This is a genomic window from Rothia sp. LK2492 (genome assembly GCF_040946345.1).
Classification (GTDB): domain Bacteria; phylum Actinomycetota; class Actinomycetes; order Actinomycetales; family Micrococcaceae; genus Rothia; species Rothia endophytica.
In genome coordinates this window covers 397,069-412,382 of sequence record NZ_JAYWLX010000001.1, presented here as the reverse complement: position 1 = coordinate 412,382, position 15,314 = coordinate 397,069, and the positions used below count along the sequence as shown (strand labels likewise).

8 protein-coding genes are annotated in these 15,314 nt (G+C 48.1%); all 8 read left to right on the top strand.

Annotated elements, in window-relative coordinates:
- The first annotated feature begins 41 nt into the window (after nt 1-41).
- The gene (locus VVR27_RS01905; protein WP_368546819.1) at nt 42-734 is read left to right on the top strand and encodes a DUF1819 family protein; all 693 of its coding nucleotides are present in this window, start codon (nt 42-44) and stop codon (nt 732-734) included.
- Nucleotides 724-1,311, top strand: coding sequence for a DUF1788 domain-containing protein (locus VVR27_RS01900; RefSeq protein WP_368546818.1), 588 nt, complete (start codon nt 724-726; stop codon nt 1,309-1,311). The genes VVR27_RS01905 and VVR27_RS01900 overlap by 11 nt, the downstream gene beginning before the upstream one ends.
- Entirely contained in the window at nt 1,311-4,886 is a 3,576-nt protein-coding gene (gene brxC / locus VVR27_RS01895) for a BREX system P-loop protein BrxC (protein WP_368546817.1), read from the top strand. Before VVR27_RS01900 ends, brxC begins: the two co-directional genes overlap by 1 nt.
- A gap of 125 nt (nt 4,887-5,011) precedes the next feature.
- On the top strand, nt 5,012-8,539 hold the full coding sequence (gene pglX, locus VVR27_RS01890) for a BREX-1 system adenine-specific DNA-methyltransferase PglX (RefSeq protein WP_368546816.1): 3,528 nt from the start codon (nt 5,012-5,014) through the stop codon (nt 8,537-8,539).
- 87 nt (nt 8,540-8,626) lie between these two features.
- The gene (locus tag VVR27_RS01885) at nt 8,627-8,827 is read left to right on the top strand and encodes a helix-turn-helix domain-containing protein (RefSeq protein ID WP_368546815.1); all 201 of its coding nucleotides are present in this window, start codon (nt 8,627-8,629) and stop codon (nt 8,825-8,827) included.
- Between the two features lie 322 nt (nt 8,828-9,149).
- Complete coding sequence (gene pglZ, locus VVR27_RS01880; protein ID WP_368546814.1) at nt 9,150-11,663, top strand: BREX-1 system phosphatase PglZ type A; 2,514 nt, start codon at nt 9,150-9,152, stop codon at nt 11,661-11,663.
- 19 nt (nt 11,664-11,682) lie between these two features.
- Nucleotides 11,683-13,758 carry a BREX system Lon protease-like protein BrxL gene (gene brxL / locus VVR27_RS01875; RefSeq protein ID WP_368546813.1) on the top strand — a complete coding sequence of 692 codons (2,076 nt, stop codon included), beginning with the start codon at nt 11,683-11,685 and terminating at the stop codon, nt 13,756-13,758.
- Complete coding sequence (locus VVR27_RS01870; RefSeq protein WP_368546812.1) at nt 13,751-15,247, top strand: hypothetical protein; 1,497 nt, start codon at nt 13,751-13,753, stop codon at nt 15,245-15,247. The genes brxL and VVR27_RS01870 overlap by 8 nt, the downstream gene beginning before the upstream one ends.
- The last annotated feature ends 67 nt before the right edge of the window (nt 15,248-15,314 follow it).

Genomic DNA, 15,314 nt, shown 5'->3' with positions numbered 1-15,314 from the left:
TGCCGGGCGGCGTCCTTTGCTTTTATTACGCTAGGGGAGGGATGAGCACAGTTTTGCATTCCTACCTTAAGATGAGAGTAGCTGGTTCGGTTCCGTGCGCCAAGGAGGTTTTAGTGGATAGCAGCTCTGGTAGGTACTTGTTGTCTTTTAGTGCAGGGGCTCTGATGCTCAATGAATCTTTGGCGGTGGCCCGTGTCTACAGCGACTTATTAGATTGGGATGCCACCCGATCCTTTGTACTTCACAATAACTCGATTCAGGCTACTGCTGAGTCGAGCCTGAAGAGGTACACAGCTGAGGTCATTGGAAGACTTAAAGTGCTTAATGCAGAGCAGCTCAACTTTTTACTAGATGCCTCAGCCACAGATCAGAAACTAGCTGTTTGGACAGCAATCTGCCGTCGCTATGCCTTTATTGGTGATTTTGCTGAGGAAGTGCTTCATCAGAAGTTCCTTGAGCAGGATTATTCACTTTCTTTCGATGACTACGATGTTTTTGTTGCTCAGAAGGTCTTCTGGCACGAAGAGCTGGAAGAGGTTACTGAGCTAACCCAGAAGAAGTTGCGGTCTGTTGTCTTTAGGATGCTCGAGGGGGCGGGTCTAATCAATGAGTTCGGCATGATTTCTATGGCTTTCCCGTCTGACGAATTCATTCAGATGTTTGATGGCGATGTGCCTGGTTCTACAGTTCGTTTTTTGCCAGCATATGAAAGTGGGAGTCACGGTGGCTACTGATCAGGAACTTGTTGCGCTACTGGGTAGCGATAATTTTTTACAGATGAGGGGGTTGAACAATGAGGTTCCTTTCTTTATCTATCCCTTTAACCCTAAAGAGGCTTTATCTGCTGAAAAATCTTTGAAGGTGGTGAGTAGCCAGCTGAAACAGCAAGGCGTCAACCTCATCACCATTGATTTATTTAGACTCTGTGTTCAAATTTTGGAAGAAAAGCATCTGCTGCAACCTGTGCTTAATGCTGAGCCCGCGCAGAAGCCTAAGTCTCGGTTCCGCGTTGGTCTCCAGAGCATGCTTGATGTTGAAACCGTGATTGCACCGAGGATTGCAACTGAGTCTCAGGGCCAGGAACTGGTCATTGTTCATGGTATTGGTGCGGTTTTCCCCTTCCTTCGTACTCATGCCTTATTAGAGGCCCTGCAGATTCATATGCCACCTGTACCCCTGGTTTTGTGGTTCCCGGGAGAGTACACGAAGAATGCTGCGAGGGGTTTTGAACTGAAGGTTTTGGATATCTCGGTGAGTGATAGCTACTACCGGGCTAAGAATATTGAGGAAATGGTGAGGGGCGGTCTGTAATGCAGATTAATGATCTTTTTGCAAAGGACATCCAGCGCTCGATTGAAGGTGTCATCAAAGCCGATGACACCAAGCAGCTGGGTATTGAAGTTGACGAGTATGTGCTAACTGCTGAGGCAGCCCGTGCTGTCGATCAGCTGTTAGATAGATACAACAATAATGACGGTAGTAACGGCGTATGGATCTCGGGCTTCTTCGGGTCAGGTAAATCGCATTTGCTGAAGATGCTGGCACATCTGTTGGGGACTGTTCCTCAACATGATTTTGATCGTGCTGTTGCTGTAGAAGCGTTTTGCCAGAAAGCTCGTGAAGCAGATGAACTGATGCTTGAGGGCGCAATTAGCAGGTCGTCCCAGATTCCGGCGATGAGCATTTTGTTCAATATTGACCAGAAGGCCAGCGCTGCAACGGTTAAGAATGATGACTCATTGTTGGCTGTATTCGTGAGGGTTTTTGATGAGGCTTGTGGTTACTTTGGGCGGATGCCACACGTTGCTCAGTTTGAACGTGATTTGGATTCCCGTGGTGAGCTAGAAAAGTTCAAAGCTATCTATGCTGATGTGGCTGGTTTGCCCTGGGAAGAAGGGCGCGGTTTGAGCTTTTTGGAGGAGCATAATGCTGCTGTGGCCTATGCGCGTCTGAAAGGTATTTCTGAGTCTAATCCTGTACAAATCCTGAGCCAGTACAACGATAGTTATAGCGTTACTGCTGAGGATTTCGCGCAGAATGTCAAGCAGTGGATTGACCGGCAAGATGACCCACAGTATCGAATAAATTTTTTTGCTGATGAGGTTGGGCAGTTCATTGCAAACAATGTAAAGCTGATGCTGAAACTTCAGACTGTCGCCGAAACCTTGATGACGGTGTGTGGCGGCAGGTCTTGGGTCTTTGTGACCTCTCAGGAAAGTATGGATTCTGTTCTGGGGGATCAGACCAAGCAGCAGGCTAACGACTTTTCTAAGATTCAAGCTAGGTTCAAGGCTCGTTTGAAGCTCTCTAGCCAGGACGTTGAGGAAGTCATTAGTAAGCGCCTTCTGCGTAAGAATGAAGAGGGTGCCGCTGAGGTAAGTGCTTTGTATTCCGAGCAGCAGCAGAACCTGAAGACGCTCTTTGATTTCCACGATGGTTCACGTTCTTATGGCAACTACAAGGACCAAAACCATTTTGTGGCGATTTACCCGTTTGTGGGTTATCAGTTCCGCCTGTTCCAGAATGCGATTGAAGGCCTTTCACAACAGAATGCTTTTGAGGGGCGTTACTCATCTGTGGGTGAGCGTTCTATGTTGGGAGTGGTACAGGACGTCGCTAAGCAGATTGCTGGGGAATCAACTGGCGCTACGGTAAGTTTTGACCGGATGTTTGAAGGCATTAAGAATGCTCTTCAATCTTCCATCGTTCGACAGATTAGTGCAGCAGAGCAGGAGTTAGATGCCTTTGCTGCTCAGGTGCTCAAAGTACTGTTTTTAGTTAAGTATGTTGATGAGTTTAAGGCTTCGGAGCACAATATTGTGGTGCTTATGTACTCTGGCTTTGGCGCTGATATTTCTGCCCTACGCTCTAAGGTTAAGCATGCTCTGAGGGAGTTAGAGCAGCGCAGCTTCATCCAGCGTACTGGTGACCTATTTGAGTATCTGACCGATGCAGAAAAAGATATCGAACAGAAAATAAAGAACGTTGATATCGAGCCTGCCGATGAACGCGCAGTCTACAAAGAGCACATCGCATCTATCCTATCTAGTGCAAAAATTCGCGATGCAGCCACAAATAGGGATTTCCAGTACACGCTAAAAGTGGACGATACTTTTGCAGGCCGTGGGCATGATTTGAGTATCAACTTCTTGACTCCGCTCTACGATTTTTATGATCAGATTAATGTTGTGCGGAGCCACAGCGTGGGAATCAATGAGTTACGTGTAGTTCTTAAACCTGATGAGCGGTTAGCGAGCGATATCCGGCTTTACGTTAAAACTAAGACGTACGTAAAGCGTACGCAGGGGGCTGCTGCTTCTGAAGATTCAACCCGTGCCTTGAACATGAAGGTGCAGGTTAATCAGGTTCGTGAGCGCCAGTTTAGGAACAGAATCGAACGAGCTATTCTTGATGCTGTCCTGATCGACAATGGTTCTGAACTTGAAGGCATCTCTGCCGCATCTGCTAAGTCTCGGGTTGAATTAGCCTTCTCTAAACTGACTGGCCGGGTTTACTCTGAACTGGGTCAGCTGGGCGATTCCAGGATTAATGAAGCAACGATTCGATCGATCTTGAGTTCAGATGAAACTCTTGACGGTGCTGATACTGAACGTTCAATGGCTGTTGCTGCTCAGACCATGCTGGGGGAGGTCACCCGGCGCCATAATTTGGGTGAGACCCTTAACGTGGCACGGTTGATTAGTCACTTTGAAAAGGCGCCCTATGGTTGGGACAGCCTTTCATCACGTGCTGCTTTGGCTATTTTGGTGATGGACGCTAAGGTCACCGTCAGTAAAGACAGCAGAATTCTGAAACGAACTCAGATTTCCGAGACACTGACTCGGGGCACCGGGTTTGATCAGCTATGGCTGGGTGTTCCTCGTAATATTTCAGAGCAAAAAGTGCGTTTCTTGCGGGAATTCTTGCATGATCTGGAACCGCTTCAGTCTCTGCCTACATATGAAGGCGGGGAAAATCTTGCTGAATATGCTGTAGAAAGAATCAAAGCTGTCTTGGCAGAGGTAGAGGAACTCTCTGCTTCCTCATACCCCTTTGTTCCTTTGCTGGCACCCCTCAAGGACAAGCTCGGAGTGCTAGTCCAGTACTCTTCAGCTCCTGCCGGTCTTTATGAGCAAGAAACAGCTTTAGATGAAGTTTTGGACGCAGTTGAGGCGGTTCTTGCCCCTATTCGTGGTTTCATGAAGGGGCAGCAGCGTTCGCACTATAATCTAGCTAGCCAGTTCCTTAACACTGAAAGCGTTAATCTTGACTCTCTACCAGGGGACCTGGTGGTGCGCCTTCGGGATGCCCTGAATATTGAGCGGTGCTTTGATACTCAAAATATTCAGAAAATTCGGCAGCTGCAGGTAGAAATTAGCGAGCAGATTCTCCAGGCTAAGCATGATGCCTGCGGTGAAGCTTTTGAAGTTTTGGAGCAGGGCAAACAGCATCTAGAAAGTTTGCCTGAATGGCATCAGGTTTCTGACCAAATCCGGGAAGAGATCGAGAACGAATTCCAGAAGGCCCGTGAAAAGGTGAACGGGCAGCAATTCATTCCCAATATTATGCCGGCTGCTCTTAGCTTTAGACAGGACCAGGTCCCTCAGCTGGTGCAGAAGTTGATGTTGGCGGCTCAACGGCAACAGGTTACTGAAGCTGAACCTGTAACTGATGATGGCGCTGGGACGGTGGTTAGTTCCTCAGAAACCGTGAGCCCTCAACCCCAGCAGCCCGTGGCTCAGCCTGTTCAGATCAGTCAACTAATGCGTCCAAGCGGCTCTCCGTCTGTCTTAAGAGAGATGGCTGATATTGATCAATATCTTGAGCTGTTGAGGCGGGACCTGCTGCAGGCATTAGATGATGATCAATACATTATGCTGTTCTAGCTCCGGGCACTGGTGCTCAAGCTAGAACAGATACAGGGGCAAAATGGTCTAGAAACATGGACCTTGCTACCAACAACTTACTTTAAAAATGAAGTTAGTTTATTTCAGAGACAAGGATGATTTTATTGAATACTTCAGCGTTGAAGGAATTTGCGGCAGAAACCCGCAGAGAATTAACTCAGGGCGTATCTGCCCGCCTGGATACGGTGCTTCTGCCGGGTTCCGCGGCCCGCCTGGACTTCCCTGTTCTAGTGGGAAAGCTAGAACGGGCTATCGAGGAGACCTCCCGTGAAGCTGTGGTGGACAGGGTAACTTATCTCTGGTTTAACCGACTTGTGGCTTTGCGTTTTATGGATGCTTGCGGGTATACCCCTGTTGGAGTTGTTTCACCAGCAGAAGGTGTAGACCCTATGCAGGCTCCGCCTCAGCTCGTTTCGGATGCTTTCGCTGGAATTATCGACACGGATATCGTAGGTGCCAAGGTTGCTCAGCAAATCAGCGATGTGGTAAGTGGTGTTAGGCGTTCTCAGGACCAGTATTCTGATGTTTTTGCGCTCTTGCTCGATGCGTATGCACAGCATTTTAAGTCTTGGGTGCCTGCTATGTTCCCGGATGCTGACGATATCAGTAGTCTTCTTTTGCCAGCTAATCTTTTGTCTGCAGATTCTGTGGTGCGTAAGGTAGCGCAGAGCATGACACCAGAGATGTGTCAGGACGTGGAAGTCATTGGCTGGCTCTACCAGTTCTATATTGCTGAGCGTAAAGATGAAGTATTCGAGGGCTTCAAGAAGGGTGTGAAGGCGGGGGCAGAGCAGATTCCTGCGGCAACCCAGCTCTTTACCCCTGATTGGATCGTGCGTTACCTGGTGCAGAATACGGTGGGCCGCACCTGGCTGTTGAACCGTCCAGGCTCTGCTTTGCGGCAGCAGATGGAGTATTTCGTGGAGCCGGTGGGCGGCTTGGAATCGGTGGAGGATTTTGTGCAGATTAATTCGCCGGAGGAACTGACAGTCCTTGATCCGGCAGTGGGCTCTGGGCATATGCTGACCTACGCCTTTGATTTACTCTATGAAATGTACCTGGAAGACGGCTATGCAGAGGCGGATATTCCTGGGCTAATTCTTGGCAAGAATCTGGTGGGGCTGGAGCTGGACGAACGAGCCGGTGCCCTGGCAGCTTTTGCTCTGACCATGAAGGCACGCGGCAGGTACCGCAGGTTCTTCCGCCGGGCTGTTCAGCCTTCTATTTGTGTGTTGAAGCCTGTGGCTTTCTCGGGTGAAGAGCTGCGTGAACTTGCGAGGGGCTTTGACTTTACTCGTGATTATGCGGAATCCGACTCTGCCCAGCCCATAGTGGTTGATGAAGCACGCTTTGACCAGTTTTGGAATGCTTTTGAGCATGCCAATGTGTTTGGTTCCTTGATTCGCCCGGACGCAGAGGTGCTGAATCTGATGGAGGAGTATTGGGCTCAGCACGATCTAGCTCAGGAAACAACAGAAGATACCCTCGACGTGCAAACTGAGCAGGGCCTGACCCCTAAGGTGGAGGCTGTGCTGCGCCAGGCGCGCCTGCTGAGCCAGAAGTACGCGACGGTAGTGGCGAACCCGCCCTATATGGGTAGAAAAAATATGTCGCCGTTGATGGCTTCCTGGCTCAAGAAAAATTATCCTAATACTGAGGCAGACTTAATGACTGCTTTTATGGAGCGCGCAGAGTCGTTAGGCGAGAAGACAGCTTATTGGGGCATGATTGATCTGCCTTCATGGATGTTCCTTGGATCTTTCAAGAACTATCGTGAACATCTGCTTAAAGGTTTACAGATTGTAACTTTGGCGCATCTTGGGCGTGGCATTTTTGGCTCGGATTTTGGCTCCGTTGCATTCGTTATTCAGAACGCTGAGCCGCTTAAAGATACGACCGGTGTCTATCGGAAGCTCTACGATAAGCACGTTGAGGTACGTTCTGTTGAGACAATCCGCCAGCATTTCTTTTCAGAGGCCGAGACTCAGTTTGAGGTTAAACAGGCTGATCTGCTGAAGGTACCTGACCAGGTAATCGTTTATTGGCTAGGTAAAGAAATAATTGATTCGTTTAGTTCTAGTCCCCTGGGTCAGTATGGTGATAGTAAAGCAGGTATTTCTACTGGCAACAATGTAGAATCGTTACGCTTATGGGCAGAGATTTCAGTAAATAAAATCAAAAGCAACAAATGGTTTTTGCATAATAAGGGTGGCGAATATCGAAGATGGTTTGGAAATATTCAGTATGTTCTTGACTACTCACCGAGTCATATATCTGTCATGGAGAGTAGGGCGGGTTTTAGGCACGATGGTAGGGACTACTATTTCAAGAAGCATATTGGTTGGTCTAAAGTAACGTCAAAAGGAAATACTTTTAGATATTACCCGGAGGGAATGACCTTCGACTCTGGTGGGCTAGGTTTTTTCCCAAAAGAATCAACTGATATCTATGCTTCTCTTGCCTACCTTAATTCAAATATTTTTGAACTAATAAATAGTTCTATTAATCCAACATTGAATACATCCCCAGGAAATCTAGGGAAGCTTCCCTATAAAGAAATATCATCTATTAGTATGCTATCAAGGAACCTTGTCAGCATTCATAAATTGGATTGGGACTCTTCCGAGAATTCCTGGGACTTCACCCACAACGCTATCTGCCAGTTAGCTGCTAGCTCAGGCCCTGGCGTCCTTGCAGAACTGGTAGAAGCCGACTTTGCGCAGTCCCTGGCTACTGTTGAAACGGTGCAGGAGCTGGAGAAAGAAAACAACCTCAAGGTGGCAGATGCCTACGGTATTACCCATGGCATTGAACACGATGTTCCTGCTGACCGTGTCACCCTGCTCAAAAACCCCTATGCCCGCTACGGTACCAACCACAGCGCAGACGAACTACGCAAGAAGTATGACCAAGACACCGTTAAAGATCTCATCTCCTACTTCGTCGGAGTCCTCTTTGGCCGCTACTCCCTCGATGCCCCTGGGCTGATTCTTGCCAACCAGGGCGAAACCCTCGCCGACTATTTGACGAAGGTTGGCACAGAGGCACCCACCTTCATCCCCGATGAAGACAACGTAATCCCCGTGCTAGCAGATGATCGCTTTGAAGACGACATTGTTGCCAAGTTCAAAGCCTTCCTGAAAAAAGCCTTCGGTGAAGAAAACCTTGAAGCTAACCTGGCTTTCATAGAGAGCGCCCTGGGCAAAAACATCCGCAGATACTTCACCGATGAATTCTTCAAAGACCATCTCAAACGGTACTCCAAGCGCCCCATCTATTGGATGTTTTCGTCCACTGGCAACGGGAAAGGTAGCTTCAAAGCTTTAGTCTACCTGCACCGCTACACCCCAGCGACTGTGAGCGCTGTCCTCAACGACTACCTCCGCCCCTACATGGATAAACTCACCGCTAACCGGGAACACCTGCAGTACACCATTACCCACGGTGAAGGCGCAGAAGTCACTAAGGCACAGAAGGAAGATGACAAATTAGGTAGGGTCCTCAAAGAGCTCACGGACTACCAAGACGACGTGCTCTACCCCCTTGCCCTGCAAAACAAGCACATCGACCTCGACGATGGAGTAGCCCATAACTACCCGCTCTTAGGTAAAGCCCTTATCTCTTTCAAATAGATAAGTAACCCATGGAGCCGTGACACTATGTACTATGCGCTGACCATTGACAGACCCGGCAAACATACGAACCAAGAAAGTAAACCCGTGGAGTATAAGCGGGACCTCTCACACTCCCAGGTGCCCTTGCGTGCGCTCGTAGCCATTGCTAACTCTGCCGGTGGTCAGCTGGTTGTAGGCGTTAACGATGATCTCAGCATCTGTGGTTTTAAAGATCCGTTGGGGCAAGAAGAGCGCCTTGAACTGGGTACTCCTCTGAAAATGAGACTTACTCAAATGCTCTTCTGAAGGAAGCGAACCTTATTCTCCTCCCTCGTTTATATAGGGTAAGAGCCGGCTATAAGGGGACTGAAGCTGACTATAATGGATTGCTACTTACCGATAATCGTCTTGAGACGCTGGAATGCGAGGTAGGTGGCATCGAAGCTGGGTATCAAATTCGGTTGCAGCTACATATACAATCACCTAGCCATCTCAGGGTGACCTGTCTTTCACCCTTGCTAAATTCTAAGCTGATAGAGCTTTCGGTTCTTGAAAAGCCCCAGAGCAAGAATCAGCAGTATAGGCTCACTCATACAGGCAGACAATTACTCACAGCAGGAAACTAGAAATGTCAGACATCGCCCAGGCTATCAATCGTAAATTCGAAGAGCAGAAAATTATCATCTGGCATGACTCTGCCCAAGAGTTTATGGAGGATTTTGAGAACCTTGAACTGCCGGGAAACGTTCAAAAGCTCCGAGTAGATAATAATGAGTTCGGTGTTAAGCACACGGTATTTACGGCCTCAGACGAGCAGAAATTCCTCATCTACAGAAGTGGCTTACTGCCGCATGAAACCGAAAACTGGCTGCTTGACATTGAACTCGCCTATGGCATCTTCACGGCAGATAAGATTTCTCTTACTCTGAATTCGCTTGGTATCAGCTCGCCTATTGCTATCAACTTGGCATCACAGCACCCTGCCTTCTTTGGGAAGAATACCCTGCTGCAGCAGCTTAAGCTGCGTCTTACCGGTCAAGAAGATGAAGCTACCTTCAAGGCGAAGATGGTGGCATGCATCCTTGGGCTTCCCGAAGATCAACACTCAATGCAGGTAATTTTGTCTCATTTAATGACAAAATATGCGCAGGGAGACAGCTCCCCTCAGGCTGCTCTAGCAGAGTACGGGCTTGAAGAATTCTTCTGGAAAGGTACCCGCAATATCTATCGCTATCCAGAAGACAACCCAGAAAACTTCGGTGCCTTACTCATCTGGGCTTACCGTGATGAAGTTCTTGATAGTACCACCCCCGAGTACCGTAATATTCGTACGGACTACAAAGCTTTCCGGGATAATTACAGCACCCGGGACTACGCTCTAAAAATTGCGCAGAACATTGCAGAGAACAAGAATTACTATCACACCCACAAAGACGATGCGCTGGGAGAGCTGTTGCCCAGTGTCCTTTTTGAGGAGACAGAGCAACTCATCCTGCTCAAGCTCACCCAGGGGCTCCTATCAGCCCTGTATTCTGCGCAAGAAATTAGCGAATCTATAGCTCAACGTTCCCAAAATTCGGTGCTCTGGTACCAAAAGTACAGAGAGGCCTATGAAGCACTGGTCACGGGTGCTCAGTTGCTTGAACGTATCCGTACTCTAGAGCTTGTGGCCGGAAACCTCGTTGAGACATTCAAAAACTATATCTACCGCTGGTCTATTATCGATCGGCTCTACCGCAAGTATCACCTGGCTCAAAAACGAAGCAGCCAGGTTCGTGGAAACACACTCTTCAATGAACTTACACAGCAGGTTAACAATGCTTACACCAGCAATTACCTGATTCCGCTGGGAAATCACTGGTCTAACCTTGTGGACAAGACCCCCAACTGGCGTGAAAGCTTCCCTGACAGTAACCGCCAAGAAGCCTTCTACACTGAGCATGTGAAGCGACACCTTGAAAAAGCGCGTACTTTCGTTATCATTTCAGATGGCATGCGTTACGAAGCAGCTCATGAGCTAGAACAAAAGCTTGCACAAAACGATAAGTATAAAACCAGCATTAGCGGCATGCTTGGAGTCCTTCCTAGCTACACTCAGCTGGGCATGGCTTCTCTCTTGCCTCATACCAAGCTAACCATCACACCAACACCTAACTCTGCTTCGGTTTTAGCTGATGGGGTTTCGACTCAGGGCACTGCAAACCGCGATAAAATTCTTACCTCTTTTGGCGGCCGAGCATTTCAGTATAAAGACGTGATCAGTCTCAGTCGAGCTGACATGACAGAGCTCTTCAAAGACCTTGATTGCATTTACATCTACCACAACACAATTGACAGTACCGGCGATAAGCGTGCAACCGAGGACGGAACCTTTGCCGCAACCGAAATCGCCTTTCAAGAGATTGAAGCACTCGTCAAGAAGCTGCACACATCAGCTACCCGCATACTCATAACTGCTGATCACGGCTTTATTTACCAAGATGAAAATGACAACCAGATCAGTTATCTCAGCGAAAAGGCGCACGGCGATACCCTCATCTTCGAAGACAGGCGGTTTGTTTTTGGAAAGGGCCTGCACAAGAGCGAAGCATTCCATCACTTTACTTCTCAAGAGTTAGGCGTGGAGCCTGGTGTAGAAGTACTCATCCCTCGTTCGGTTCAACGTCTAAAAAGGCAAGGTTCTGGGTTCAGATATGTACATGGTGGGGCGTCACTTCAAGAGATGACAGTGCCGGTGATTAACGTGCATATCACTAAAAATAAGAGCATTTCCAAAACGGTGAAAGTGGACTTTGTTGAAGTGCCCAGCAAGTTAACCTCAAACTTGCTGGTCATTAAACTCGTTCAGCAGCAACCCCTTGGCAATCTACAGCCACTTAGGGTGCGCGCAGGTATTTACCATAATGACAATCTCATCTCAGATCAGCCGGAAGCTACCTTTAACTTTGCATACGAGGCAGCGAGCGAACGCCAATTGAGCCTCACCCTTGAACTGACCAGGGCTGCAGATAGCCTTACCGAAGGTAACGCAGAAATTAGGCTTGAGAGCTATAACTCTGGTACCGAAACCTGGCACCACTACGAGAAAACAGATATCGAGATTAAACGCGGGAACACTGCGATTGATGACTTCTTCAACTAACCACTAAGGAACATATCTCATGGCATATACACCGCTTGACGAAAAAATCGTTTCAGAGTTTCCTGGTAACGTCGTTCGTAAAGACCTCTCGGCCCAGCTCAAAAGCAACGCCCCAGTGCCTACCTATGTGTTGGAATATCTGCTCGGGCAGTATGCGACATCAAATGATGAAACCCAAATTGCCGAGGGCATTGAACGGGTTAAAGCCATTCTTGAGAATAACTTTGTTCATAGAAACCAGGCAGAACTCATCAAGTCAACTATCCGTGAAAAAGGCTCAAAACTGCTGATTGACCGAATTCACGTGATTTTCAATGACAAAAATGACCGTTATGAGGCAAATTTTAATAACCTTGGCATCTCAGAAGTTGTGATTGACTCAGCAACAGTACGAGCAAACCCCAAATTGCTGACGACTGGAGTTTGGTGCCTTCCTCGCGTGAGTTACCACGGCACACCCGAGCCAGGTACCAGCCCCTGGCAACTCGAAAGTCTCAAGCCCGTCCAGCACTCAGGGTTTGACTTCGACCAGTATAAAAAACATCGCGAGGCCTTCAGCTCCGAGGAGTGGATCGATGTACTGATGCAATCCATCGGCCTCAATCCTGAGTTCTTCGGCCATCGCCAGAAACTCTTTCAGCTAACTCGCCTGATTCCATTCGTTGAAAGAAACTATAACCTCATTGAACTTGGGCCAAAAGGTACAGGTAAAACCCACGTCTACTCGGAATTCTCACCCCACGGCATTGTCATTTCTGGTGGTGATGTCACGGTGCCCAAACTTTTCATCAACAATACAACCGGCAGAATAGGGCTAGTAGGCTACTGGGACGTTGTAGCTTTTGATGAGTTTGCCGGCCGAACTAAGCGCCCTCAACGTGAACTTGTAGACATCATGAAGAACTACATGGCAAATAAAAGCTTCTCTCGAGGGAACGATGTGCAAAGTGCTGAGGCTTCTTTTGCTTTCGTTGGGAACACCGCTCATAACGTACCCCACATGCTGAAACATTCAGATCTCTTCTCAGAGCTTCCTGCTAACTACCACGACTCAGCATTTATCGACCGTTTCCACACTTATATTCCTGGTTGGGAAGTTGAAACGGTGCGCAACGAAATGTTCACCCAGGGTTTTGGCTTTGTTGTGGATTACCTGGCAGAAGGTCTGCGGCACATGCGCAACCTCGACTACTCTCTTCGTACCGCTCATTTATTTGACCTTGATAAGAGCCTCTCTAAACGAGACCGGGACGGTATCAATAAAACTTTCTCAGGCCTGCTCAAGCTAATTTACCCCCACGAAGAGTTCACCCCGGAACAAGCAGAAGAGCTTTTTATCTTTGCTATCGAGGGCAGAAAACGAGTCAAAGACCAGCTCTGCCGTATCGACTCCACGATGGTGCAACCCCGTTTTTTGTACTTGAACAAGACCAGTAACCAGGAACGCGGTGTACAGACTCTTGAGGAAGCTGAGTACCCAACTCTCTACTGGCGAGATAACGCGCTTCAACAAGAAAACCTTGAAGAAACACCAGTTACGCTGGATACCGTCGGGGTTGCGCAGACGGCCCTCAGACCGGTAGATACGCCCCCCCAAGAAGGAAGGGTTGAAATAAGGGAAAACCAAACAGGCGTCACTTATCAGGGGCTATTTGCTGACTATCTGCGAGGGGCCACCATGATACAGCTTGAGGACGCCTACATTCGCCGAGCATACCAGGGGCGAAACCTGCTTGATCTTCTGGTCGTTGTTCATTCGGTTAAAGATCCTGCCGAAGAAGTTGTTTTTGCCTTGCGCTCAGGTTCAGACGAATCTGGTGGGTTTACTCAGGAACAAGAGGAGATGTTTGAAGAAATTAAAAACCAAGTTGAGCCACTTGGAATTAAGTTCATCTATACGTATGACTCCGGCACTCATGATAGGTCTATTAAATGTAATAACGGTTGGATTATCGACCTTGGTATTGGGCTAGACATGTTCCAGAGACCTGCTTGGGGCCAGTATTCACTAGAGTTCAGCCATCAAAAGTTCCGTAAGAGCAGAAGAGTAGTGCTGAATTACACCTTTGATGCGAATGCTAACGTCAATGCCTAAAGCAACAGCAATTTTTATCTGTGATGTCCGAGTACGTCCAGAAAAAATACATAAAAGTAGTGCCTGGTCTCAAGGAACCTGGGCGGTACCCAGCGGTACCCGCAGGGATGGAAGTCAGCTTTACGCCGACGGGCGATGGAGAGCTCAATACTTTCCTTCCACAATGTCACCTTTTTTGTACGGGGACATGGGCGGTTCCAAGAGCCTTACTATGATTCCTGTGCGCTATCACCACGAGTGCGATATTGATGTTATGCCCTATATAAAAGGTAAGGAACGACATACATCCGATGGCAGTAATGTGCTGAGGTTTCCTGAGGTAACACATTTCACCATCAGACGCATAGAACTATTGATTGCTGATCGGGTTATAGACGGTGTGACCCTTGCTCAGCTTGCCATCATAAGCGAAGTTGAGGCAAACACCGAGGAACAGGTCAAAAACGTAATCCGCAGTTTTGCCTCGGCATTTGGCGGAGGTGACTATCGAGGCGTCCGCGGGCGTGATCTACACGAAGTAGTTGAGAAAGAATTTGTAAATTCACACATTGATTTTCCAACAGCCAAGAGCCTCAAATACGATACCGAGGCAAATACCTATACCGCTATTTTTCTTCAAAAGAGCCCACAGGAAGTAGAAGAAATAAAGAAGGATCTCCCTGCCGGTTTTGAAGACTATGAGCCGTTTCTGCCACTGTTGGTCGAATATGCTACCAACCTCACTCCCCAAAGAGCAGTGGAAGATAAAGAGCGATTTGATCAGGAGCAGAAGAGCCGTTTCCTTACTTTTAACCGGGTAGGGTATGGGTACTTTGCCCGTTATTATGCTGCCTTTATAGCTGTGGATGACAATGGTGGCTGGCGTTCCCAAAAATTTGCGACGAGCTTTGAAGCAGAATATCTGGATGCTTTACTTTTGGGCAGGTTGCAGGACCAGATGCTCCGCCAGTCCGAACTCAGACTAGTGGAAGCTATGGCTGGTGCTGCCCACTCTAACAACTTAGGGAAAACCTCAGATCAGGTGATGGCGCTTTACCGTGAAATTGAAGTTGACTCCGTGCGCTATTGGATGGATGATGCTTCTGCTAATACCGGTAAGACCATGGAGGTTTTGAGAGAATTCAAAAAAGCCATTGAATTTTATAAACGGTACGGTGCAATGAAGCAGCACGCTGAGACGATTATGAATATCGCAACCCGAGATCAGCAAGAAGCTGTGCTGGAGAGCCAAGACCGTATTGCACTGGTACTCGCCATTGTTGGTGCCTTGGTTATTCCGCTACCTCTCTTGAACGATAGCTTCGATTTTATGGATAGGGTTGCCCAGCGGGAAATCTTTGTTTCTTGGCAGTCCTTCGTGTTCTGGTTCTTACTGTCAGGTCTGACTCTGGGGCTAATAGTGGGTCTGGTTAACTGGCTACTATCTTTGCGCAGAGGCGGGCTCCGCGGAGTATTTTCTGTGTTGAGACCAAGAAATAAACATCGGTAGCTATAGGTTGTTTTCCTTACTCGGTTATTAGTTTGGGCGGTGTATATGTGTAGGTTCTACTTACCGG